The organism is Actinoplanes sp. 13, from assembly GCF_056134165.1.
Window position 1 is genome coordinate 84,193 of the sequence record NZ_JBVYOQ010000023.1, and the last position, 22,069, is coordinate 106,261.

Genomic DNA, 22,069 nt, shown 5'->3' on the forward strand with positions numbered 1-22,069 from the left:
GGGGTCGGCGGGCGCGGGCGCGGGGTCGGCGGGCGCGGGCGCGGGGTCGGCGGGCGGCGCGGGGTCGGCGGGCGGCGCGGGGTCGGCGGGCGGCGCGGGGTCGGCGGGCGGCGCGGCGCGGGGTGGGGTGGGGTGGCTGGGAGTGTGTGGAGTTGGGGTGCGTATTGAGCCCGAACTTCACACGGGTCAGTGGGAAGGGGGGATTACGCGGAGGTGGCCGCGGCGACCGGTCTGGTGGCCGGGGCCCGGGTCGGCCCCCTCCGGCCGCGGATGGACCGGGCGGGCGGCCTCACGGACGGCCTCGGCGAGCGCCACGAGGTCGTCGGTGGTGGGCGGCGGGGGCGCGAAGTCGCCGTCGTGGCGGACCAGCTCCCAGCCGCGCGGCGCGGTGAGGCTGCGGGCGTGCGGTTCACACAGGTCGTACGTGTGCGGCTCGGCGAAAGCGGCGAGGGGGCCGACCACGGCCGTCGAGTCGCTGTAGACGTAGGTCAGCGTGGCGACCGCCTGTCGGGGACAGCCGTTCCGGGAGCAGCGCCGTGGTGACCTCACGGCGGCACGTTATCTCTCCGCTCGCCATTCTGGGGAGTGTTGCCCCGCGACACGCCGACCCGCAGCGCATCACGATTCGGCCATGGTCGTTAGACACGCCGCCCCGTTGGGGCGAATTAGCGGCACGGACACACGAGGCGACCGGCCTGACCACGCATGTCGTGCTGGTGGGGATACGCTGGCCGCGTGACCACCAGCCCCGAACGCCGCCGGACGGACCCGAAGGCGACGCGTGCGACCGGCCCGGGCCGTCCCGCCCGGCGCGACCGGCACGGGCGTGGCCTGCGCGGCCGCCTGGTGCCGGCAACTGTGCCGCTGGCCCGCACGAAGGCGGAGATCTTCGACGATCTGGTGCTGGACACTGTCGAGGGCCTGGAGCGGCGGTACGCGAAGGAGCTGGCCGGCGTCGAGTTCGCGGTCGAGGATGTGCCGCCGGAGCTGAACGTCTACGACTCCGACGTGCTCGAGGACGGCGAGGTGCCCCTGGCCCGGCTGCTGCCCGGCCGTCCGGGACGGCATGAGCTGCCGCCCCGGATCGTGCTGTACCGGCGCCCGCTGGAGTTCCGGGCGATGGATCGCGAGGACCTCGCCGACCTCGTTCACGACGTGATCATCGAGCAGGTTGCCAACCTGCTCGGGGTGGATCCGGACGAGCTGGCCTGACCGGCGTGGCGCCCCCCGGAGCCGGCCGGTCGTTGGCTCAGGCCACCCGGCGCTTCAACTTGCGACGTTCACGTTCGGACAGTCCACCCCAGATTCCGAACCGTTCGTCGTGGCCCAGCGCGTACTCCAGACAGTCAGCCTTCACGTCGCAGCGGCCGCAGATGCGTTTCGCCTCACGCGTCGAGCCGCCCTTCTCCGGGAAGAATGCTTCGGGATCGGTCTGCGAACACAATGCCCGCTCCTGCCACTCGGGCGCGTCCCCGAGCAGGTCGACCCCTTCAACCTGCGCTTCCATCGGCGTGCCTCCATTTTCCCGCGTCGGCCGAAGCCGACGCTGACCCCCCACGCACGCGGCGTGTTTCTGTGGGTTCGACGTAAAAATCCCACATCGTCCCCACAACCCCACCAAAATTACACGCGTGTAAGACGTGCGTCGTCAAGCCGAACCTGCTAAATAGGCCCGTTTCCTCAAGCGTCGAGGACGCTCCACGGTCCCGTTCCTGCCATATCTCCCGGAGCCACCGGAAGGTAACGCAGGCCCGACCCCTCGCGTCCAATTTAACCCGTTTTGTGACCTAGGGGCAGGGGGTCCCCCGACTCGGGTCCGCCGAATGGATCACGCCGTCACCTGCGGCTGTACACCGTCGTGCGCTCGACAGCGGGCCGGCCGGCCGCCGCTGCCAGCTCCTTGAGCTCGGCAACCGTCCGCGCAGAGCCGTGCTCCGACCCGGCCATCCGGGAGATCGTCTCCTCCATCAGGGTGCCGCCGAGGTCGTTGCATCCACTGTTGAGCATCACCCGGGTGCCCTCGTCACCGAGCTTCACCCACGAGCACTGGATGTTGTGGACGCGGCCGTGCAGCAGGATCCGGGCCATCGCGTGCACCACCCGGTTCTCCCGCCAGGTGGGACCGGGACGGGCGATGCCGGCGAGGTAGATCGGCGCGTTGGTGTGCACGAACGGGAGCGCCACGAACTCGGTGAGCCCGCCGGTCTCGTCCTGGATGCCGGCGAGCACCCGGAAGTGGCCGAGCCACTGCCGGGGGTGGTCGACATGGCCGTACATCATGGTCGAACTTGATCGGATGCCGACCTGGTGGGCCGTGGTGACCACCTCGACCCAGGTCTGGGCCGGCAGCTTGCCCTTGGTCAGCACCCAGCGCACGTCGTCGTCGAGGATCTCCGCGGCCGTACCCGGGATGGTGCCGAGCCCGGCCTCCCGCAGCTCGGTCAGCCACTCCCGGATCGGCACGCCGGCCTTCGCCGAGGCCGTCACGATCTCCATCGGCGAGTACGCGTGCACGTGCATCCCGGGCACCCGCTGCTTCACCGCCCGCACCAGGTCCGCATAGGCCGTGACGGGCATCTTCGGGTCGATGCCGCCCTGCATGCAGACCTCGGAGGCGCCGTCCCGCCACGCCTCCTCCGCCCGGTCGGCGACCTGCTCGACCGACAGCCGGTACGCGTCGGCGTCCCGCTCGCGCTGGGCGAACGCGCAGAAGCGGCAGCCCACGTAACAGACGTTCGAAAAGTTGATGTTGCGGTTCACCACGTACGTGATGTCGTCGCCGTTGACGTGTTTGCGCAGGTCGTCAGCGATCCGGGCCAGCTCGTCAAGGGCCGGGCCGTCGGCGTTGAACAGCGCCATGGCCTTGTCCTCGTGCTTCGGCAGCAGCAGCGCGGCCGGGTCCTCGGCGGCCAGCTTCAACGCCGCCACCACGTCGGTCGGCATCGTGGCGGGCGCGCTCTTCACGTGCGCGGCCACCTCGTCCCAGTCGCCGTAGACGTCGTCGAAGTCGGACCGCCGGTCGCCGGTGCGGCCCTCGGTGTCGATCGCCGCGAACAGATCGGTGCGCCCGGTGCCGAACGCGTCGTCCGGCTCCTGCCAGGGCCGCCCGGCCGGGGAGACCGGCAGGGCCAGGCCGTCCGGGCCGGCCAGCGCGGACACGTGGGCGGCCAGACGCGGGTCCAGCCAGCCTTCCTCGGCCCGGCGCACGTACTCCGGGTAGATCGTGAGCCGTTCCTTGAGCTCGAAGCCGGACGCCGCCGACTTCTCCCGCAGCACATCGATCTGCGGCCAGGGTCGCTCCGGGTTGACGTGGTCCGGTGTCACCGGCGACACGCCGCCCCAGTCGTCGATACCGGCCCGCAGCAGCAGCGCGAACTCGTCGTCGATCAGGTTCGGCGGCGCCTGGAGCCGGGCCCGCGGGCCCATGATGATCCGGCCCACCGCCACCGTGGCAGCCAGCTCGCGCAGCTCGGCGTCGGGCATGCCGCGCATCGCGGTGTCCGGCTTGGCGCGGAAGTTCTGGATGATCACTTCCTGGATGTGCCCGTACTCCCGGCCGGCCCGCCGGATCGCGAACAGCGAGTCCACCCGCTCGGCCGGGGTCTCGCCGATGCCGATCAGGATGCCGGTGGTGAACGGGACGCCGACCCGGCCGGCGTCGTCGAGCACCCGCATCCGGACCGCGGGCTCCTTGTCCGGCGAGCCGTAGTGCGGGCCACCCGGCTCGGACCACAGCCGGGTGGCGGTGGTCTCCAGCATCATTCCCATGCTCGGCGCGACCGGCTTGAGCCGCTGCAGCTCGGCCCAGCTCATCACGCCCGGGTTGAGGTGCGGGAGCAGGCCGGTCTCTTCGAGCACCGCGATCGCGCAGGCCCGCACATAATCCAGAGTCGAGTCGTAACCACGCTCGTCGAGCCACTGCCGCGCGGCCGGCCAGCGCTCCTCGGGCCGGTCGCCGAGCGTGAAGAGCGCCTCCTTGCAGCCTTGGGCGGCGCCCTGACGGGCGATCTCCAGGACCTCGTCGCGCTCCAGGAAGGCGGCCGGCAGGCGGTGCGGCACGGTCGCGAACGTGCAGTAGTGACACCGGTCCTGACAGAGCCGGGTCAGCGGGATGAAGACCTTGCGGGAGTACGTGACGACGCCTGGCCGGCCGGCTTCGCGCAGGCCCGCGTCGCGCACGCTGCCGGCGATGGCCAGCAGCTCGTCGAACTGGTCTCCGGTGGCCGCGAGCAACGCGGTCGCCTCTTCGACGTCGATCGCTTTCCCGTCAGCGGCACGGCGCAGTGCGCGGCGGATGCTCGCCTGGGTCGGTACCGGTTCCACGTTGACCTCTACCACGTGAGCAGCCTAGGCCGGAATCGTGTCGGTTGCCCCTGTGGTCGCCGGGCACGGGAAGTGTCGTGGGACACGCTGCCCGTGCCCGGCATCGAATCACCGGCGTGAGATCACTGCCGGGGCGGGTCCTGGCCGGCCGGGCCGAAGCCGGGCCGGTCGTCGGGGAGCGTCGCGGTGCGGTCCTCGGCCTGCGGCACGACCTGGGTCGGCTCGGAGTACGGCGCGGCGGCGACCGGCGAGCCCGGCGCGGCCGGGGCCGGCGAGCCGGGGGCCGGAGCACCCGAGGTGGGCGGCTGCGCGCCGACCGGCGGGGCGGGCACCGCCGGCTGGTTCCAGGCCGGCTGCCCGGCAGGCTGAGCGGGCGGGGCCGACGGGACGGGCTGGCCGTAGACCGGAGCCGGGTGTCCCGGCTGCGGCGCCCCGAACGGAGGCTGCGGCGCGGCGAACGGGGGCTGCGGCGCGGCGAACGGGGGCTGCGGCGCAGCGAACGGCGGCTGTCCCGGCGGCGGCTGCTGGCCGTACGGCTGCCCGTACTGCGGCCCGGGCTGCGGCTGCCCGAACGGAGGCTGCCCGAACGGCGGCTGCTGGGCGAACGGAGGCTGCCCGAACGGCGGCTGCTGTCCGTACGGCTGCTGCCCGTACTGCGGCTGGCCGTAGACACCGGGCGGCGGTTTGGGCGCCGAGAACAGGCCCCGCCAGATCTGCACGATCGCGTACCCGGCCAGACCGAACACGGCGAGCCACGTGATCCGGGCCAGCAGCTCGGTGAAGGCCCCGCCCGGGTCGTCCGAGGCGATGCCGCTGATCCCGAAGAGCACCCCGAAGATCAGGCCGAAGAAGGCCGCGACCCCGTACTCGATCAGGGCGGTCAGCACGATCAGGCGCGACTTCGGGTGCGCCGGCTTCACGCCGAGGGCCAGCAGTACGGCCGCCAGCGGGAAGAAGATCGTCACCAGGTTCACGAAGCTCGCGAAGCTGTACCGGGTGCGCGCGATCAGCTCGGTGCCGAACAGATCGATGACGGCGACGAAGAGCAGCACGGCCGGCAGCCCGATCAAGGCGTACACGGCGAGGTCGCGCAGCGGCCGGAGGAACTGCCCGATCGGCTTCTCGCCGGTCGGCGTGGGCTGCGGTGGAGTGGTCACGTTGTGCTCCCGGTGCGGTGATCGAGATGGGCCCGTCGAGGTCCGCACAGCGTAAACCGAGACCCGCAACCCGCCGGCGTGACGCGGGTGCGCGAGGATGAGGGGATGCGGATCGTGGTCCTTACCGGGGGAATCGGCGGCGCCCGGTTCCTCCTCGGCGTGCGCGCGCACGCCCGCGCCGTCGGAGCGGAAGTCACCGCGGTGGTCAACGTCGGCGACGACGTGCGCATGCACGGCCTGCAGATCTGTCCCGACCTGGACAGCGTCATGTACACGCTGGGCGGCGCGGCCGACCCGGTGCGCGGCTGGGGCCGGGTCGGCGAGAGCTGGGTGGTCAAGGAGGAGCTGGCGAAGTACGGCGTGGAGCCGTCCTGGTTCGGGCTGGGCGACAAGGACACCGCGACCCATCTGGTACGAACCACGATGCTCAACGCCGGTTACCCGCTGTCCGCGGTCACCGCCGCCCTCTGCGAGCGCTGGCAGCCCGGCATCACGATGCTGCCCGCCACCGACGACCGGCTGGAGACGCACGTGGTCGCCGATGTGGAGGGCGAACGCAAGGCGATCCACTTCCAGGAGTGGTGGGTGCGGTACCGCGGTGAGGTGCCGACGCACAACTTCGTCTTCCGCGGGGCCGACGCGGCGAAGCCGGCCGCCGGTGTCCTGGACGCGATCGCGGGCGCCGACGTGATCCTGGTCGCCCCGAGCAATCCGGTGGTCAGCATCGCGCCGATTCTGGCCGTACCTCAGCTGAAGGACGCTGTGGCGGACGGCCCGGCGCCGGTGATCGGGGTGTCGCCCATCATCGGCGGTGCGGCGGTGCGCGGTATGGCCGACAAGTGCCTGGCCACGCTCGATGTCGAGGTCACCGCGGCCGGCGTGGGCCGGATGTACGGCCCCCGGGCCGAGGGCGGGCTGCTGGACGGCTGGCTGGTCGACGAGTCGGACGCGGGCACCGAGATCACCGGCGTGCGCACCAGGGCCGTGCCGCTCTGGATGACCGACGAGCAGGCCACCGCCCGGATGGTCGCCGCGGCGCTGGAGCTGGCCCGATGAGCCTGGAGATCCTCCCGGTGCACGGCATCGGCGAGGTCGTCGCCGGCGACGACCTGGTCGAGACGATCATGAGCGCCGCGCCGTGGCTGGCCGACGACGACGTGCTCGTGGTGACCAGCAAGATCGTTTCCAAGGCCGAGGGCCGGCTCGTCGAGGTGCCGGCCGACGGGCAGGAGCGGGAGGACGCCCGGCAGCGGGCGCTGGCCGGCGAGACCGCCCGGGTGGTGGCCCGCCGGGGCGCCACCACGATCGTGCAGACCCACCACGGCTTTGTGATGGCCGCCGCCGGCATCGACGCCTCGAACGTCGACAAGACGCACCTGGTGCTGCTCCCGGCCGACCCGGACGGCTCGGCCCGCGCGCTGCGTGACGGGTTCCGGCGCCGCGGTCTGGACGTGGCCGTGATCGTCTCGGACACGATGGGCCGGGCGTGGCGCAACGGGCTGACCGACGTGGCCCTGGGCGCGGCCGGCATCGAGGCGCTGCGCGACCACCGGGGCGAGATCGACCCGTACGGCAACGAGCTGAGCCTCACCCAGATGGCGGTGGTCGACGAGCTCTCCGCCGCCGCCGAGCTGGTGAAGGGCAAGCGTGACCGGGTGCCGGTGGCGGTGGTGCGCGGCTATCCGCGATCGGGTGCGGGATCCGGCGCCGCCGTGCTGATCCGCGACGCCGAGAGCGACATGTTCAGCCTGGGCACCGCGGAGGCGCGCGCCGAGGGCCGGCGCGACGCCGCCCGGCTGGCCGGGACCACCTCGGGCAGCACAGCCACCCCGGCGGCGGTCGGCCGTGCTCTCGGCGTGGTGGAAGGCCTGCTCGACGCCCTCCTGGAGATGCGTACCGACGGCATCCGGCTGACCCCGGGCGCGGACGGCCCGGCCGCCCTGATCCGGCTGGGCTCCGACGCGCACCGGCTGCGGGCGGCCCTGGCCGCCGAGGACATCGCCACCACGGCCGAGATCGACGAGCACGGTGTGACGCTGAGGTTCGCCGGATGAGCGCCCTCTATCAGGACGCCGTCCGCGTCCTGGCCGGTTGGACGGCCACCTCGGAGGAGGCCGACCTGGCCCGCAAGCGCACCCTCGACCTGCTGGCCGACGGCCCGGCCGCGATGACCCGGGCGCACCGGGCCGGTCACGTCACGGCCAGCGCCCTGGTCGTCGACGAGGCCGGCCGGGTCCTGCTCTGCCTGCACGGCCGGCTCGGCATGTGGATGCAGCTCGGCGGGCACTGCGAGCCCGGTGACACCACGCTGGCCGCCGCCGCCCTGCGCGAGGCCACCGAGGAGTCCGGGATGGCCGGGCTGACCGTGGACCCGGACCCGATCGACGTGGACGTCCACGAGGTCCGGTGCGGGGCGGCTGACGGCGCGCCGGCGGAGCCCTCGGTGCACTTCGACGTCCGGTTCCTGGTGCGCAGCCCGGCCGGCGCCGTGGAGCGGATCAGCGACGAGTCCGCCGACCTGGGCTGGTTCACCGCGGACGACCTGCCCGCCCCGCTGGCCGCAGGGACCGTGCGGCAGATCGCGCCGGCCCTGGCCAGGAATCAGATGTAACCGTGGTGGCCGAGCTCCTTGAGCTCGTCGACCAGGTGCTTGACCTCCTGCGCGCGCTCCCGCGGGCAGACCAGGACCGCGTCCGGGGTGTCCACGATGATCAGATCGCGGACGCCCAGGGCCGCCACCAGCCGGCCCGAGTTCGGCAGCACGACCAGGCTCTCCGAGTCGCGCAGCAGCACGGTCGGCCGCTCGATGTCGTCGCCGGCCCGCCCGACCACCACGTTGCCGGCCGGATCCGCGGTGAGCACCTCGCCGAGGGTGTGGAAGTCGCCGACGTCGTTCCAGCCGAAGTCGCCCGGGACGGTGCCGACCCGGCCGACCGCGGCCGCGCCTTCCATGACCGCGTAGTCCACCGAGATCCGCGGCAGCGTCGGCCAGACCTCGCCGAGCACCTCCTCGCGGCCGGCCGTGTCCCAGTCCTTCGCGATCCGGTTGACCCCGGCCGCCAGCTGCGGCTGCTGCCGGGACAGCTCGGCCAGGAACGCGTCGACCCGCCAGACGAACATGCCGGCGTTCCACAGGTAGTTGCCGGACTTGACGTAGCTCTCGGCCACCTCGAACGTCGGCTTCTCCTTGAACTCCTCGACCTTCAGGACCCCGCCCTCGCCGGCCTCGCCGCCGCACTGGAGGTAGCCGTACCCCGTCTCGGGGCGGGTCGGGGTGATACCGAGAGTCATCAACAGGCCCTGCTGCGCACCGACGACCGCCTTGCGGATCACGTCGGCGAACTGGGCCTTGTCGGCGACCAGGTGGTCGGAGGCGAACGCGCCCATGACGGCTTCCGGGTCGCGCCGGGCGATGACCGCGGCGGCCAGCGCGATCGCGGCGCACGAGTCGCGCGGCGACGGCTCGATCAGGACGTTGTCGGCCGGCACGGCGGTGAGCTGCCGGGACACCGCTGCGGCGTGGGCCACGCCGGTCACCACAAAGGTCCGTTCGGGGGAGGCCAGCTTGTCCAGCCGGTCCACCGTGGCCTGCAACAGGGAGGCTTCGGTACCGGTCAGTTGATGCAGAAACTTGGGATGACCGGCGCGTGACAGTGGCCAGAGGCGGGTTCCGGTGCCCCCGGCCAGTACCACCCCGTACAGCACAGCCTGTTCGTCGCTCATGTGCGGAAAGTTTAGTTCAGGATCAGGCAGCGACCCGGTTCCACGTCGTCACATGCACCTCCGCGCTGGACTGCCAGGTGAACTCCTTGGCCCGGTCGAAACCGGCCTTGGCGAGCGTCTCGCGGCGCCGGGCGTCGTGCAGGAGGTCGGCCAGGTCCTCGGCGATCCGCTCGGGCGCCTCGGTGGTGTACGCCACCGCGTCGCCGCCGACCTCGGGCAGCGAGAGCCGCGGGGTGGTGAGGACCGGGGCGCCGCAGGCCATCGCCTCCAGGATCGGCAGGCCGAAGCCCTCGCCGAAGGACGGGTAGCAGGCCACCAGCGCGCCACCGAGGAAGCCGGGCAGATCCGCGTAGCGCAGGTAGCCGGGGCGCAGCAGCCGCAGATGCGAGGGCACCTCGGCGACGGCCCGGTCGATGTCGTCGTCGTGCCCCTGGCCGCCGGCGAGGACCAGGGCCGGCGGGTTCGGCCAGTCGGCGACCGCGCGGGCCCAGCCCCGGATCAGGTTCGGCACGTTCTTGCGGGGCTCCTTGGCGCCGAGGAACGCGACGTATCCCGAGTCGCTGAGCCCCAGACGCGCCCGGACCCGGGCCTTCTCGCCCTCGCTGGGCATGTGGAACGCGGACTGGTCGACCCCGTGGTACGCCACGTCGATCCGGGTCGGGTCGGCGTCGAGCAGGCGGATCAGCTCGTCCCGGGTCGCCTTGCTGGGCACGATCACCCGGGCCGCCCGGCGCAGCGACGTCTTGATCGCGCTGCGGAAGAACGTCCGCTTGGTGTTGTCGTAGTGCTCCGGCTCGGTGAAGAACGTCGCGTCGTGCACCGTGACGGTGACCGGGCAGCCGGCCCGCAACGGGCACGTGTAGAACGGCGAGTGCAGCACCTGCACGCCCATCTGCTGGGCGAGCAGCGGCAGGCCGGTCTGCTCCCAGGCCAGGCGGGCCGGGCGGTGCGCGATCGCCGCCGGGCCGGGGATCACCTCGGCGTCGGGGAGGATGCGGCGGTAACGCTCCGCGTCCGAACGCTGTGCCACGACGACGAGCTGGACGCGGTCGGGACTGAACTGTCCGAGGGCTCCGAGCAGGCCGTCGACGTATCTGCCGACACCGCCTCTGTCGGCGGGGACACTTGTGGCGTCGACCAGCACTCGCGGGGGGCGACCGGGGGTCACGAGGCATCTCCTTGGCGTCTCTGACGTACCGAAGCTGCGGTGGGACTGAGGACGTTGCGGGTCGCCAACGTCACTGTCGAGGGTACGCCTGGAAGCCTGTCGGAGAGGGACCGCGACACCGGCACGCCGACGGCGCCCCGACGGCGCTCCGAACCGCTCACGGACAGTGATCCATCTATCGTGAGGACGGTGACGAACACGATCCCGAAGGCGTTCGCGGAGGCGGTCCGCCGTGACCCGGCCGCGCCCCTGCTCACCTGGTACGACGACGCCACCGGCGACCGCACCGAACTGTCCGGGGCGACCCTGGACAACTGGGTCTCCAAGACCGCGAACCTGCTGATCGACGGTGTCGGCCTGGGGCCGGGCGACACAGTGGCACTGCTGCTGCCGCCGCACTGGCAGACCGCGGCCCTCTTCCTCGGTGCGGCGGCCGCCGGGGTGGCCGCCGATCTGGGCGACGACGCCGCTCAACCGGTCGAGGCGCTCTTCACCACCCCGGACCGCGTCGACGCGGCGGCGGGCTGGGCCACCCCGGACCGGTACGCCACCGGCCTGCTCCCGCTGGCGATGCCGCTGCGCACCCTCCCCGACGGGTACGCCGACTACGTGACCGAGGTCCGCAACCACGGCGACCACTACCGGGGCGCGCCGGTCTCCCCCGCCGACCTGGCCGTCGCCGGGCCGTACGAGCTGAGCCACGCCGAGGCGGTCGAGGCGGCCCGGGAGCGGGCCGCCGAGCTGGGCGTCGGCGCCGGCGACCGGGTGCTGATCGACACCGCCGCCCACCCGCGTCTCGCGGACTGGCTGCTCGCCCCGCTGGTGGCCGGCGCGTCCGTGGTCCTCTGCGCCAATCTGGACCGGGCAAAGCTGGAGTCGCGCGCCGGCACCGAGAAGGTCTCAGTGACCCTGGTCTGAGCGGGTGCGGGCCAGCTCGGCGAAGCCTTCCAGCGACTCCGGGTTGGCCAGCGCGCCCTTGGCCGCCGCCGACTCCACCGGGGTGCCGGTGAGGATCCGTTTCACCGGCACCTCCAGCTTCTTGCCGGACAGCGTGCGCGGCACCGCGCGTACCTGATAGGCGGCGTCGGGAACATGCCGTGGGGAGAGCGCGGCACGCAGCTCACGTGCGATCCGGCCGCGCAGCGCGTCGTCCAGCGACGCGCCCTCGGCCGGCACCACGAACAGCAGCAGCTCGCCGTTGGGGTCGCCGGGTTTGTCGAGGTGGACGACCAGCGAGTCGGCCACCTCCGGCAGGCTCTCCACGACCGAGTAGAACTCGGCCGTGCCGAGCCGCACGCCGCCCCGGTTGAGCGTGGCGTCCGAGCGCCCGGTGATCACACAGGAGCCGTCCTCGCCGATGGTGATCCAGTCGCCGTGCCGCCAGACGCCCGGGAAGACGTCGAAGTACGCCTCGCGGTACCGGCTGCCGTCCGGGTCGTTCCAGAAGCCGACCGGCATGCTGGGCATCGGCGCGGTGATCACCAGCTCGCCCAGTTCCCCGACCACCGGTTTGCCGGCGCCGTCGAAGGCCTCGACCCGCGCGCCGAGGGCGCGGCAGGCGATCACCCCGGCCCGCACCGGATGCAGCGGCGATCCGCCGACGAAGCCGGTGCAGACGTCGGTGCCCCCGGAGAGCGAGTGCAGCGCGAGATCCCGGCCGACCGCCTCGTAGACCCAGGCGAAGCCCTCCGGCGGCAGCGGCGCGCCGGTGGAGCCGACGCCTTTCAGCGTCTTGGCGGGCACCAGGCCGGCCTTGCGACAGGCCATCAGGAACGGCGCTGAAGTGCCGAAATAGGTCACTCCCGCGGTGTCCACCAGGTCCCACAGCGCGGACAGCGACGGCCAGCCGGGGTGCCCGTCGAACAGCACTGTGGAAGCGCCGACGGCCGGGCCGCTGGCCAGGTAGTTCCACATCATCCAGCCGGTGGTGGTGAACCACAGGAAGCGGTCGGCCGGGCCCAGGTCGTGGTGCAGCGCCAGGATCTTGAGGTGCTCCAACAGGATGCCGCCGTGTCCGTGAACGATCGGCTTGGGCAGTCCCGTCGTGCCGGAGCTGTAGAGCACGTAGAGCGGGTGGCCGAACGGGACCGGCTCGAAGGTGAGCGGCTCGTCGCCGTCCAGCTCGTGCCAGTCGCCACCACCGTGCAGATAGCCGATCGTGACGACGTGCTCGATCGACGGGATCGCCGCCGTGATCGCGGCGATCTCCGCGCCACGGTCGATCGGCTTGTCGCCGTAGCGGTAGCCGTCGGTGGCCACCAGCACCTTCGGCTCGATCTGGCTCCAGCGGTCGATGACGCTGCGGGCGCCGAACTCCGGCGCGCAGGACGAGAAGATCGCGCCGAGGCTCGCGGTCGCGAGCATCAGCACATAGGTCTCCGGGATGTTCGGGGCGTAGGCCGCGACCCGGTCACCCTTGCCGACGCCCCGGGCCCGCAGCCCGGCACGGACCCGGCGGACCTGATCGCGCAGCTGCGCGGCGGTCAGCCGGATCGGCTCACGACTCTGGGAGTACGCGAGAACGACGGTCTCGTCAGCTCCGCGCCCGGGCATCCGCAGCACGTTCTCGGCATAGTTCAGCGTCGCGCCCGGGAACCAGGTCGCGCCCGGCATGGTCGCGTCGCCCAGCACGGCCGTCGGCTGCTCGTGCGCCACCACACCGAAGTGGTCCCAGATCGACTGCCAGAAGCCGGACAGGTCGGTGACCGACCACTCCCACAGCGCCGCGTAGTCGCCGAACGTCAGCCCGCGCTCGCGCTCCAGCCACGTCAGATAGTGGCCGATCCGGGTGGTCTCCCGGGCGTCCGCCGCGGGCTCCCGGAGGACTGTGCCCGCCGTCACCTCTCCTGTCGTCATCACCACACCCTAACGGTCGATCAGTCGGCCGCCGGATGGTCTTCGGCACGTGCTTTCTGAATCGCCCGGCGGCGCGCCAGCCGGTGATCCCGGCGGATCAGCGCCTCGTTGAACCGCCGCTGATCGGCGACGTCCTCGGGCAGCACCGGCGGCACCCGGCGCGGATGGCCGGCCACGTCCACCGCCACGAACACCAGATAGGCCGTCGCCACCGGGATCGGGGTGGCGCCGACCTCGTCCCAGCGCTCGGCGGCCAGCTTCACACCGACCTCCATCGAGCTGATGCCGGTCCAGTTGACCTGGGCGTACGCGTGCACCAGGTCACCCACCCGCACCGGCTCCAGGAACACGATCTCGTCGATCGCGGCCGTGACGGCGGTGCCGCCGCTGTGCCGGGCTGCCGCCGCCCCGGCCACGTCGTCCACGAACTTCATCAGCACGCCGCCGTGCACCGTCCCGTAGAGGTTCACGTCGACCGCGGTCATGATCCGGCTCAGCGTGACCCTGGAGTGCGAGATGGGACGTCCGGCTTGCTGTTCTTCCATGGCGGGTACGTTACGACGTCGTTCGGCGCCATTGCCCGGGCCGGGTAGCGTGCCGGATCATGCGTCACCTCAGGTCCATCCTCTATGCGCTCGTGCTGGCCCCGTCCGTCTGGGTGCTCGCCGGAGTGGGCTTCACCCACGATCTGTCCAGCCGCGGCCGGGAGCTGTTCGCCGCCGAGTCGATCACCGGCCTGCTGCTGCTGATCTTCGCCGGCATCCTGTTCGCGATCCTCGCGTTCGCCCCGGTGTCCCCGGCCGGCCCGGTCCTCGCCGGCGCCGCCTATCTGGGCGTGACGATCTGGGCGTGGAACTCCCCGCAGGCGTACGCCGCACTGTGGGCGCCGGAGGTGGCCAAGGAGGGCTTCGACCTGAGCCGGCCCGGGTACGGACTCGCCGCGCTGCTCGCCATCCCGCTGCTCGGCACGGCGCTGAGCGCCCGCCGCTGGGCCCGGTACGAGCCGCCGGTCCTGCCGATCATCGGAGAGATCCGGTTCCGCGGCTCGGCGAAGGTGGCCGGGATCCCGGCGTCGATCGCCGAGACGACGGTCCTGCGCACCGGCGCGAGCCGGGCGGCCGACCTGACCGTCCCGATGAACGGCGCGGCAGCGGACCGCACGGTCGCCATCCCGCCGGCCGTCCCCGCGGACCGCACGGTCGCCATCCCGCCGGCCGTCCCGGCTGACCCCACGATCGCCATTCCACCGGCCACCCCGGCGGATGCCGCCGACCGCACCGTGGCGATGCCCCCGGCTGTCCCGGTGCCGGCTGCCGACCGGACCGTGGCCCTGCCCGCTGTCCCGGCCGCACCCGCCGCATCCGCCGCACCCGCCGAGCCCACCGTGACCCTCCCCGCCGCGCCGGCCGAGGCAGCCGCCGAGCCCACCACTGTGCTCGCCGTCCCGGCGGCGAAGAAGATTGCGAAGCCCGAGCCGGAGTCCGAGCCGACGACTGTTCTCCCCACCGGGAAGACTCCGGAGCTGAAGGTCACCGCGGCTGACGAGGAGACCCACCAGCTCGCCGACGACAAGACCGAGGCGCTGGCCGTACCCGCCAAGGACTGACTCCGAGGGCGGACACAGAACTGCCGGAGGCCGGGCTTGTGGCCCGCCTCCGGCAGTCGAGCGGCTGACCAGAGCCCCTACCTAGTCAGCCGGAGGTAATCCAGATTGAACCCTCCCGCCTCACAGTAGACGGTGAGGAGTTGATCTCCACTGGACAGCGTGACCGGAACCCGCACCGGCTGGTACGTCCCCCAGCCGCCGGTGTCCGGGACCGTGACCGTGGCGAGCACCTGCCCGGCCGCGTCCCGGATCGAGATCGCCTGCGGCACCTCGGCCCCGAGACCGGTCGCGACCCCGAGTTCCAGCTGATGGGTGCCGGACTCGGCCGGGTCGAACCGGTAGGCGAGCCAGTTGCCGGCCGCCGTCCAGCCGACGTTGCGCCCGCCACTGGCCGCGGCGTTGGTCTCGATGAAGGTGGCCCCGCCCTCGGTCCAGCCGTGCTGCTCCGCGTAGCCCTCGGCCTCGACCGTCACGCCGGCGGGTGCGCCCTTGGGGCGGACTGTCACGTGGACGGTCGTCTCGTCGTACCGCCGCCCGTCGGTGACCGCGACCGTGAGGTCGATCTCGCCCGCAGCCGTCGGTGTGAGCGTGAGGACACCGGTTTTCGCATCGAGCCGCACCCCGGCGGGCAGGTCGGTGGCGTAGTAGGAGAGCCGGTCGCCGTCCCGGTCGCCGGCCCGCAGCGGGAGGGTCACGGTGGTGTACTGGTCGGCCACCACGCCGGGCACGCCGGCCAGGACCGGCGCACGGTTGTGCCGCGACGGGCGCTTGTCGTCGGTCCACCGATAGGTGGCGTACGCGTGAGCCGGCACCGTCGTCACGAAGGACCGCCCGCCGATCACCACCTCGACCGACGTGTCCACCGCGTTGGCGTTCCTGAGCACCGCGACATGGTCGTTCCCGTCCCGGAACGCCACGTTGCTGATCCCGTCCCCGGTCCCGCTGGACTGCACCCGCACGTGCCCCGGCCGCAGGTACCGGGCGAACTGTCCCAGCTGGTAAAGCTCGTCCCGCACCGTGAAGGTCCGGGTCGTGGTGTCCACCTTGACCAGACGGTTCGGCCACTTGCTGGTGCGGGCGACCTCGTCCCAGTCCACGTCGTTGTCCCGCTTGTCGGTCCAGTGCAGGGTTCCGCCGTCCTGGTCGGTGGCCTGCGCCCAGAGGATGTAGGAGCCGGCGTCCAGGCGGAGGTCGGCCAGCACGGTCGCCGGTGACAGGTCGCTGGTCTCGGTGAGGTGCACCGGCTTGCCGAACTCCTCGTACGCCTCCCGCATCACCGCCGGGTCACCCCAGTACGGGTGGAACGCGATCCCGTCGGAGGCGCGGAGGGTGGCCGGGTCCTCGAAGATCCGGTGATAGTTCTTGGTAGCGGTGCTGTTCGGGTCCCGCCAGTCCCAGAAGTTGAAATCGTGCACGTAGAGGCCGGTGCGCAGCCCCGCCTTCCGGAACTCCCGCTTGATCGCCACGGCCAGCTTCTTCTGCTGCTCCACGGTGATGTCCATGGCCGGGTAGACGACGTCCATGCCGGGCTCGTTGAGCATCGTGATCGCGTCGATCCTGATGCCGTGCCGCGCGTACGCCTGGAGGTACTTCACGTAGTACCGCGCGAACACCTCGATGCAGTCGTCCCGCAGCTTCCCCACCTGGTAGTACTCGGTGGTGCTGCCCGGCTTGAGGGCCACCTCGCCGAGGAAGCGGTTGTTGGTCTTCATCCAGGCCGGCGCGCTCCACGCCGAGGCCAGGAAGGTGGCCTTCGGGTTGTACTTCTGGATCAGCTTGACCGTCTCGACCATGTGCAGGTCGATGTCGCGCTGGATGGAGAAGTACCGGAGATCCCAGTCCTCGGTGACGCCCGCGGGCAGCTCGTCGTAGGACCAGAACGGCCGGTGCTCGATCAGGTCGGGGCTGCCGATGGTCAGCCGGAACCGGTCGAGTCCGGCCCCGGTGCGCGGGTCGGCGAGCAACCGGATCGCCCGCTCGCGTTCGGCCGGGGTGAGCTTCCACAGGTTGGAGACGCTGGTCTCGTCGATCGAGAAGCCGATGCCGGTGTACTCCTGCCGGGTCCGGGCCGGGTCGATGACCACGGTCGTGTCGGCCGGCTTGTCGCCCCGGGTCCAGCGCGCGTCCGGCAGCGCACCCCAGTGCACGGAGGCCGTCGAATAGGTGCCCTCGACCCGGGTGCCGTGCGCCGGCAGGCCGGTCAGGGAGGCTGCCGCGACCGAGGCCACGACGAGTGACTTGAACAGCATCAGTTGAGCACCCACTTCTGGTTGGCGCCGGTGGTGCAGGTCCAGATCTGCAGCCGCGTGCCGTCCGCGGACGTGTTGCCGGTGACGTCGAGGCACTTGTTCGCGTACTGGTTCACCAGGCGCTGGGTCGCGCTGTCGTACGTCCACTTCTGCGAGCTGCCGGTGTGGCAGTCCCAGAGGTGGGTGACCGTGCCGTCGGCGTTGCCGGGCCCGGTGATGTCCAGGCACTTGCCGAGCGACCGCAGCGTGCCGTCGGCGGCCCGGGTCCACTGCTGGGCGGTGCTGCCGTTGCAGGTGTAGAGCTGGATCGGGGTGCCGTTGGCGGTGGCCGCGCCGGCCACGTCCACGCACTTGCCGGCCAGCCCGGTGATCGTGCCGCCGGCCGGCTGCGGCCCGGTGCCGGTTCCGGACCAGGTGAAGGTGGCGGTGGTGCGGGCCGGCAGGGTGTACACGAAGGACTGTCCGGACCAGTTGACCCGCACCGACTGCGCCGAGGTGCCGCCGTTGTGCGCGATCAGGGCCTTCGAGCCGTCCGGGTTGCGCCAGGCGACGTTCTGCACAGCGGTGTTGTTCGACTCGATCCGCACCGCGCCCGGTTTGACGAACTTGGTGAGGTGACCGGTCGTGTAGTACTCGACGGTGTAATCGACCTGGCCGGCCCGGCTGCCGCCCTCCTGCACGGTGATCAGGCCGGTGCAGGTCCCGCAGCCGCCGTTGTGCGGGCCCATGTTCTGGTTCAGCGCGAGGCTCCACTTGACCAGGCTGCTGCTCCAGTTCCGGGCGTAGTTCACGATGTCGTTCAGGTCCTCGTCGTGCTGGTTGCCGATCCAGGTGCCGCCGGAGTGCTCGGTGCTGAACTGGGGCACCGACGGGTACTGGGCGTGCACCTGGCTGCCGACTGCCGGGTCGCCGAAGTACCCGTGCCAGGCGATGCCGCCGAAGAGCGGGTCGTTGCGGACACCGGCGTCACCGAGGACGGCCGCGCCGAAGTTCGCGTAGTCGCCGTAGTTCCAGTCGTGGACCATCACCTTCGTGGTGATGCCGGCCGCCCGGAACGCCGGGTACACGTGGTTCTTGGTGAACTCGACCAGGCCGGACGGGTTCCACGCCATGCCCGGGTAGTTCATCGCGGCCGGGTTCGCCGCCTGGCAGCAGTTCGGCTCGTTCTGCACCGAGATGTAGTTCACCGGCACGCCCGCCGCCTGGTAGCTCTGGATGTACTTGACCAGGTACTGGGCGTACGTGGGGTAGTGCTCCCACTTGAGCCAGCCCATCTGGTCCATCCGGCCGTTGTCCTTCATCCAGCCGGGCGCGCTCCACGGTACGCCCTTCACCCGCAGCGCCGGGTTCAGTTGCCGGGCCTGCTGGGTGAGCAGCCGCACGTCGGTGTCGTACCCGTTGGCGCCGAAGTCGCCGAGGTCGCAGCAGGTGTCGTCGAGCGACACGTTGCCGGGCCGGGACAGGTCGGAGGCGCCGATCGGGTTCCGGACGAACGAGAGGCCGATGCCCTGGGTGGGGCTGAACAGCTTCTGCATCACGCTGTCCCGGGTGGCCGCGCTGACCGGGCCGCCCCGCAGCAGGTACGCGGTGGTGTCGGTGATCGACGCGCCACCACCGGAGAAGGTCTGGTAGGTCACGCCCTCGTTGACGGTGATGGTCTGGTTCGCGGTGCCACCGGCCGGCCCGAAGGCGATGTTCGGCTGCTGCTGGAGGCCGCGAGTGACGGTGCGGCCGCCACTGTCCGAAGTGGTGGTGAGGTGGACGCTGACGGTCTCGCCGGCGGCGAGGGCCGGCGGAGCGGCCGCGACAGTGCCGGCGGACACTCCCAGAGCTGCCGCCAGCAGCATCCTGCGGAGGGACATGGGGACCTCCTGGTGCATCGAAACGGGGGACGATGTAACAGGAAGGAAACCTTCGGCAATTAAGACCAGTCAATGAGATGCGGTTCCGGAAAGCATCGTTCCGGTTCCGGAACCGTGAAACACGTCAGACAGGGCCGGTGGAGTCGCGGGCCACGAGTTCGGTGGCGAGCTCCACGTGCAACGCGTCCAGCCGATGCCCGCCGAGCATCCGCAGCAACAGGTTGACCGCCATCCGCCCCATCTCGCCGAGCGGCTGCCGCACGGTGGTCAGCATCGGGTGACATGCCTCCGCCAGCTCGCTGTCGTCGAAGCCGGCCACCGACAGATCCGCGGGGACCCGCAGGCCCCGCTCGGCCGCCGCGCGCAACGCGCCCACCGCCATCTTGTCGTTGAAGGCGACCAGCGCGGTCGGCCGGTCCGGCAGGTCGAGCAGCTCGGCCGCGGCCCGGTGCCCCAGCTCGGTGGTGGGCTCGGCCACGAACCGGGTCAGCTCCGGCGCCTGCAGCACGCCCGCGTCAGCCAGCGGCGAGAGATAGCCGGCGAACCGGTTCTCGCTGGCCAGCCAGTCCCGGGGCCCGCCGATGATGCCGATCCGGCGGTGTCCCAGCTCGACCAGGTGCGCGGTGAGCAGGCGGGCGCCGGCGAAGTGCGCGGCGGAGACCGCGGCGATGTTGCGCGGCGGCGGGGTGCGCGGGTCCACCACCACGAACGGGAACCCGCGGTCCCGCAGCCGGATCAGCTCGGCGCCCGGCTCGGGCGGCAGGATCAGCACCGCGCCGGCCGTGTCCCGCCGGGTGTGCAGGCCCTCCAGCACCCGGTCACGCTGGGCGGACACCCCGGCGTTCAGGACCACCTCGAGGCCGTGCGGCTCGAGTGCCTCGGCCACCGCGGACACGATCAGTCCGAAGTAGTCGGTCAGCACGTACGGACAGCGCACATAGACGCCGGTGGCCCGCTCGGCCCGGCTGCCGCGCCGCCGCGGCGCCTGCCCGCCGAGCCGGCCCATCGCGCTGAGCACCCGGTCCCGGGTGTGCGGCGCGACATTTGACCGGCCGTTCAGCACCCGGGAGACCGTGGCGATGGAGAGCCCGGTCTGCGCGGCCACGTCACGGACGGTGGCCCGGCGCGCTGTTGTTTCATCCCCCTGTTTCATCGCCGCGAGCATAGACGCTGATACCTCGGTGCTAGGGGTCTTCTCGCTCCCGGGATTGATGAACCCGACGATTCCGCGAACCTACCTTCACCGACCATGAATCGCCTGTGGATCCTCTCGGCACTGCTGCTCACCGCCCCGGCGCTGTGGCTCTTCGGGCCCACCGGAGCGACCACCACGCCCCTGCCCCGGCAGACCGAATGGCTCGCCGACCCCCGCGGGCTGCCCGACCCCGCCACCACCACCGCCGCCCAGATCGCGGACTGGTTCGCGAAGCTGCCGCCGGCCGAGGCGGACGAACTGGCCCGCCGCTATCCGGAGGTGGTCGGCAACCTCGACGGCGTGCCGCCGGCCCGGCGTTACGCGGCCAACCAGGATCCGGCCCGGGCCGGCCGGCAACTCCTCGCCCTGGACCGGCGCGGCGACGGCCTGGTCGCCGAGGTGCTGGGCGATCTCACCACCGCGACCCGGGTGGCGGTGCTGATCCCCGGCGTCGAGACCGACCTGGCGAACTTCGACACCGGCCTCGGCGGGCTGCGCCACCGGGCGCCGGCCTGGCAGGCACAGCAACTACATGATCAGATCCGGTCGCTCGCTCCGGGCGCGCCGGTCGCGGTGATCGCCTGGCTGGGATACGACACACCCGAGGGGGTACGACGGGAGGCCCTGCGCGAGGACCGGGCCGCGTCCGGCGCGCTCGCCCTGGAACGTCTGGTCGCCGGCCTGTCGCAGGACCGGCCGGACCGGCAGATCACGCTGATCGGCCACAGCTACGGGTCGATCGTCGCCGCCCGCGCCGCCGCCCACCTCGGGCCCCAGGTCACCGACATCGTGGCGATCGGCAGCCCCGGGATGGGCGTGCCGGACCGGGCTGCGCTGCGCACCGGCGCCCGGGTCTGGGCCGGCAGCGCGCCGGACGACTGGACCCGGCGGCTGCCCGGGGTGAAGATCCTCGGACTCGGTCACGGCCGCCTGCCGATCGACCCGGCTTTCGGGGCTCTGCCGCTGCCCTGCGCGGACACCGCCGGCCACGACGGATATTTCCGGCCCGGCACGTCCTCGCTGCGCGCGATGGCGGCGATCACTCTGGGCATGAGCAGCCGTTTCGCGGGAACTAAGAAGGCCGGAGGTGCCGCATGACCATCGACATGGACACGGTCGTCGGCCTCTACTTCAAGCACGCCGACGCCCTGCGCGCCGCCCGGCACGCTCAGGCAGCGCTGCTGACCGGAGGCCCGAATATCAAGCCGCGTCTCGACGACGCGGAGACCGAGATCAGTTACCTGCTGATCCGGGACGCCCGCCCGCAGCGGGTGGTGCAGATCGGCGCGGAGTACGGCTGGTCGACCACCTGGCTGCTGCGTGCCCTGGCCGACAACGGGCACGGGACGCTCGACACGTACGACACCACGGGTCACGCCCGCGACCGGATCCCGGAGTCGCTGGCGGCCGGGCGCTGGCGGTTCCACCAGTGCGACGTGCGAGCCACCGGCGACCTCGATCCCGGCAGCATCGACCTGCTGTTCATCGACTCGGTGCACACCGCGCCGTTCGCCCGCTGGTACCGCACCCACCTGCTGGACCGGCTGCGCCCCGGCACCCCGGTCGCCGTGCACGACGTCTTCCACTCCGCGACCACCCCGTCCCGGGAGGGCCGGGTGGTGCTCGACTGGCTCGCCGCGCACGACGCCCCGCACTTCACCGTGTCCGCCGCCGCAGCGCCGCAGGAGTACGCCGAACTCTCCGTCGCCAAGCGCCTTCTCGCCCTGGACGACGTCGTCCACCGCCCCGCACCCAACCCGATGCTCTTCTGCGCCGCCCCCTGACACCCCGACTCCGGCGGCCGGCTCCCGGAGCCGCTGTGCGCTCGGCCTCTGCCGGGGAACCGGCCCGTTGCAACGACCTGAAACAGCCCTCGGGACCAGCCGCAGGGTCGGTACAGACCTCCGTGTGTGAGGATGTCCGGACTCGG

19 protein-coding genes are annotated in these 22,069 nt (G+C 72.0%); 8 read left to right on the forward strand and 11 right to left on the reverse strand.

Going from position 1 to position 22,069, the window contains the following annotated elements; all coding sequences use genetic code 11:
• Positions 1–186 precede the first annotated feature (186 nt).
• Positions 187–549, reverse strand: coding sequence for a DUF3499 domain-containing protein (locus tag AC0NH5_RS32735; RefSeq protein WP_474410796.1), 363 nt, complete (start codon positions 547–549; stop codon positions 187–189).
• 156 nt (positions 550–705) lie between these two features.
• Between AC0NH5_RS32735 and AC0NH5_RS32740 the strand changes: the two genes are divergently transcribed.
• Positions 706–1,212, forward strand: coding sequence for a metallopeptidase family protein (locus tag AC0NH5_RS32740; RefSeq protein ID WP_474410797.1), 507 nt, complete (start codon positions 706–708; stop codon positions 1,210–1,212).
• Positions 1,213–1,249: 37 nt separating this feature from the next.
• Here the strand turns inward: AC0NH5_RS32740 and AC0NH5_RS32745 are convergent, their stop codons facing one another.
• From AC0NH5_RS32745 to AC0NH5_RS32755, 3 genes are all read right to left on the reverse strand, one after another.
• Entirely contained in the window at positions 1,250–1,507 is a 258-nt protein-coding gene (locus AC0NH5_RS32745) for a WhiB family transcriptional regulator (RefSeq protein WP_378029446.1), read from the reverse strand.
• A gap of 329 nt (positions 1,508–1,836) precedes the next feature.
• The gene (locus tag AC0NH5_RS32750; protein WP_474410798.1) at positions 1,837–4,338 is read right to left on the reverse strand and encodes a bifunctional FO biosynthesis protein CofGH; all 2,502 of its coding nucleotides are present in this window, start codon (positions 4,336–4,338) and stop codon (positions 1,837–1,839) included.
• Between the two features lie 107 nt (positions 4,339–4,445).
• Positions 4,446–5,480 carry a hypothetical protein gene (locus AC0NH5_RS32755; protein WP_474410799.1) on the reverse strand — a complete coding sequence of 345 codons (1,035 nt, stop codon included), beginning with the start codon at positions 5,478–5,480 and terminating at the stop codon, positions 4,446–4,448.
• 105 nt (positions 5,481–5,585) lie between these two features.
• Between AC0NH5_RS32755 and cofD the strand changes: the two genes are divergently transcribed.
• From cofD to AC0NH5_RS32770, 3 genes are read left to right on the forward strand one after another with little or no spacing between them, the layout of a single operon-like run.
• Positions 5,586–6,536 carry a 2-phospho-L-lactate transferase gene (gene cofD, locus AC0NH5_RS32760; protein WP_474410800.1) on the forward strand — a complete coding sequence of 317 codons (951 nt, stop codon included), beginning with the start codon at positions 5,586–5,588 and terminating at the stop codon, positions 6,534–6,536.
• Positions 6,533–7,534 carry a coenzyme F420-0:L-glutamate ligase gene (locus tag AC0NH5_RS32765; RefSeq protein WP_474410801.1) on the forward strand — a complete coding sequence of 334 codons (1,002 nt, stop codon included), beginning with the start codon at positions 6,533–6,535 and terminating at the stop codon, positions 7,532–7,534. Before cofD ends, AC0NH5_RS32765 begins: the two co-directional genes overlap by 4 nt.
• A complete protein-coding gene (locus AC0NH5_RS32770; RefSeq protein ID WP_474410802.1) occupies positions 7,531–8,091 on the forward strand; it encodes an NUDIX hydrolase in 561 nt (186 codons plus the stop codon). Before AC0NH5_RS32765 ends, AC0NH5_RS32770 begins: the two co-directional genes overlap by 4 nt.
• On the opposite strand, the gene AC0NH5_RS32775 is transcribed toward AC0NH5_RS32770, so the two are convergent.
• Positions 8,082–9,203, reverse strand: coding sequence for a mannose-1-phosphate guanylyltransferase (locus AC0NH5_RS32775; RefSeq protein WP_474410803.1), 1,122 nt, complete (start codon positions 9,201–9,203; stop codon positions 8,082–8,084). The genes AC0NH5_RS32770 and AC0NH5_RS32775 overlap by 10 nt on opposite strands.
• A gap of 22 nt (positions 9,204–9,225) precedes the next feature.
• On the reverse strand, positions 9,226–10,371 hold the full coding sequence (locus AC0NH5_RS32780) for a glycosyltransferase family 4 protein (RefSeq protein WP_474410804.1): 1,146 nt from the start codon (positions 10,369–10,371) through the stop codon (positions 9,226–9,228).
• A 189-nt stretch (positions 10,372–10,560) separates the two neighbouring features.
• Between AC0NH5_RS32780 and AC0NH5_RS32785 the strand changes: the two genes are divergently transcribed.
• Positions 10,561–11,289 carry a TIGR03089 family protein gene (locus AC0NH5_RS32785; protein ID WP_474410805.1) on the forward strand — a complete coding sequence of 243 codons (729 nt, stop codon included), beginning with the start codon at positions 10,561–10,563 and terminating at the stop codon, positions 11,287–11,289.
• On the opposite strand, the gene AC0NH5_RS32790 is transcribed toward AC0NH5_RS32785, so the two are convergent.
• Complete coding sequence (locus AC0NH5_RS32790; protein WP_474410806.1) at positions 11,272–13,227, reverse strand: acetoacetate--CoA ligase; 1,956 nt, start codon at positions 13,225–13,227, stop codon at positions 11,272–11,274. The two genes, AC0NH5_RS32785 and AC0NH5_RS32790, sit on opposite strands and share 18 nt — an antisense overlap.
• A 20-nt stretch (positions 13,228–13,247) precedes the next feature.
• A complete protein-coding gene (locus AC0NH5_RS32795; RefSeq protein WP_474410807.1) occupies positions 13,248–13,772 on the reverse strand; it encodes an acyl-CoA thioesterase in 525 nt (174 codons plus the stop codon).
• Positions 13,773–13,831: 59 nt separating this feature from the next.
• Here AC0NH5_RS32795 and AC0NH5_RS32800 point away from each other — a divergent pair, with 59 nt between their 5' ends.
• Positions 13,832–14,833: a hypothetical protein gene (locus AC0NH5_RS32800; RefSeq protein ID WP_474410808.1), complete on the forward strand. Its 1,002-nt coding sequence runs from the start codon at positions 13,832–13,834 to the stop codon at positions 14,831–14,833.
• A 77-nt stretch (positions 14,834–14,910) separates the two neighbouring features.
• On the opposite strand, the gene AC0NH5_RS32805 is transcribed toward AC0NH5_RS32800, so the two are convergent.
• The 3 genes from AC0NH5_RS32805 to AC0NH5_RS32815 form a co-directional block, all read right to left on the reverse strand.
• Positions 14,911–17,082: a carbohydrate-binding protein gene (locus tag AC0NH5_RS32805; RefSeq protein ID WP_474410809.1), complete on the reverse strand. Its 2,172-nt coding sequence runs from the start codon at positions 17,080–17,082 to the stop codon at positions 14,911–14,913.
• Positions 17,082–18,944 (reverse strand): ricin-type beta-trefoil lectin domain protein, encoded by a 1,863-nt coding sequence (locus tag AC0NH5_RS32810; RefSeq protein WP_474410810.1) that lies wholly within the window; start codon positions 18,942–18,944, stop codon positions 17,082–17,084. Before AC0NH5_RS32810 ends, AC0NH5_RS32805 begins: the two co-directional genes overlap by 1 nt.
• Before the next feature lie 124 nt (positions 18,945–19,068).
• On the reverse strand, positions 19,069–20,097 hold the full coding sequence (locus AC0NH5_RS32815) for a LacI family DNA-binding transcriptional regulator (RefSeq protein WP_474410811.1): 1,029 nt from the start codon (positions 20,095–20,097) through the stop codon (positions 19,069–19,071).
• A 96-nt stretch (positions 20,098–20,193) separates the two neighbouring features.
• On the opposite strand from AC0NH5_RS32815, the gene AC0NH5_RS32820 reads away from it, so the two are divergent.
• Both AC0NH5_RS32820 and AC0NH5_RS32825 read left to right on the forward strand, forming a co-directional pair.
• Positions 20,194–21,237: an alpha/beta hydrolase gene (locus AC0NH5_RS32820; protein ID WP_474410812.1), complete on the forward strand. Its 1,044-nt coding sequence runs from the start codon at positions 20,194–20,196 to the stop codon at positions 21,235–21,237.
• Positions 21,234–21,923 carry a class I SAM-dependent methyltransferase gene (locus tag AC0NH5_RS32825; RefSeq protein WP_474410813.1) on the forward strand — a complete coding sequence of 230 codons (690 nt, stop codon included), beginning with the start codon at positions 21,234–21,236 and terminating at the stop codon, positions 21,921–21,923. The genes AC0NH5_RS32820 and AC0NH5_RS32825 overlap by 4 nt, the downstream gene beginning before the upstream one ends.
• Positions 21,924–22,069 lie beyond the last annotated feature (146 nt).

Bases quoted from the DNA above. Each gene is read 5' to 3' on its own strand.
- AC0NH5_RS32740 (WP_474410797.1), top strand. From the start codon at position 706: ATGTCGTGCTGGTGGGGATACGCTGGCCGCGTGACCACCAGCCCCGAA.
- AC0NH5_RS32745 (WP_378029446.1), bottom strand. From the start codon at position 1,507: ATGGAAGCGCAGGTTGAAGGGGTCGACCTGCTCGGGGACGCGCCCGAG.
- cofD (WP_474410800.1), top strand. From the start codon at position 5,586: ATGCGGATCGTGGTCCTTACCGGGGGAATCGGCGGCGCCCGGTTCCTC.
- AC0NH5_RS32765 (WP_474410801.1), top strand. From the start codon at position 6,533: ATGAGCCTGGAGATCCTCCCGGTGCACGGCATCGGCGAGGTCGTCGCC.
- AC0NH5_RS32770 (WP_474410802.1), top strand. From the start codon at position 7,531: ATGAGCGCCCTCTATCAGGACGCCGTCCGCGTCCTGGCCGGTTGGACG.
- AC0NH5_RS32775 (WP_474410803.1), bottom strand. From the start codon at position 9,203: ATGAGCGACGAACAGGCTGTGCTGTACGGGGTGGTACTGGCCGGGGGC.
- AC0NH5_RS32790 (WP_474410806.1), bottom strand. From the start codon at position 13,227: ATGACGACAGGAGAGGTGACGGCGGGCACAGTCCTCCGGGAGCCCGCG.
- AC0NH5_RS32795 (WP_474410807.1), bottom strand. From the start codon at position 13,772: ATGGAAGAACAGCAAGCCGGACGTCCCATCTCGCACTCCAGGGTCACG.
- AC0NH5_RS32800 (WP_474410808.1), top strand. From the start codon at position 13,832: ATGCGTCACCTCAGGTCCATCCTCTATGCGCTCGTGCTGGCCCCGTCC.
- AC0NH5_RS32805 (WP_474410809.1), bottom strand. From the start codon at position 17,082: ATGCTGTTCAAGTCACTCGTCGTGGCCTCGGTCGCGGCAGCCTCCCTG.
- AC0NH5_RS32810 (WP_474410810.1), bottom strand. From the start codon at position 18,944: ATGTCCCTCCGCAGGATGCTGCTGGCGGCAGCTCTGGGAGTGTCCGCC.
- AC0NH5_RS32815 (WP_474410811.1), bottom strand. From the start codon at position 20,097: ATGAAACAGGGGGATGAAACAACAGCGCGCCGGGCCACCGTCCGTGAC.
- AC0NH5_RS32820 (WP_474410812.1), top strand. From the start codon at position 20,194: ATGAATCGCCTGTGGATCCTCTCGGCACTGCTGCTCACCGCCCCGGCG.
- AC0NH5_RS32825 (WP_474410813.1), top strand. From the start codon at position 21,234: ATGACCATCGACATGGACACGGTCGTCGGCCTCTACTTCAAGCACGCC.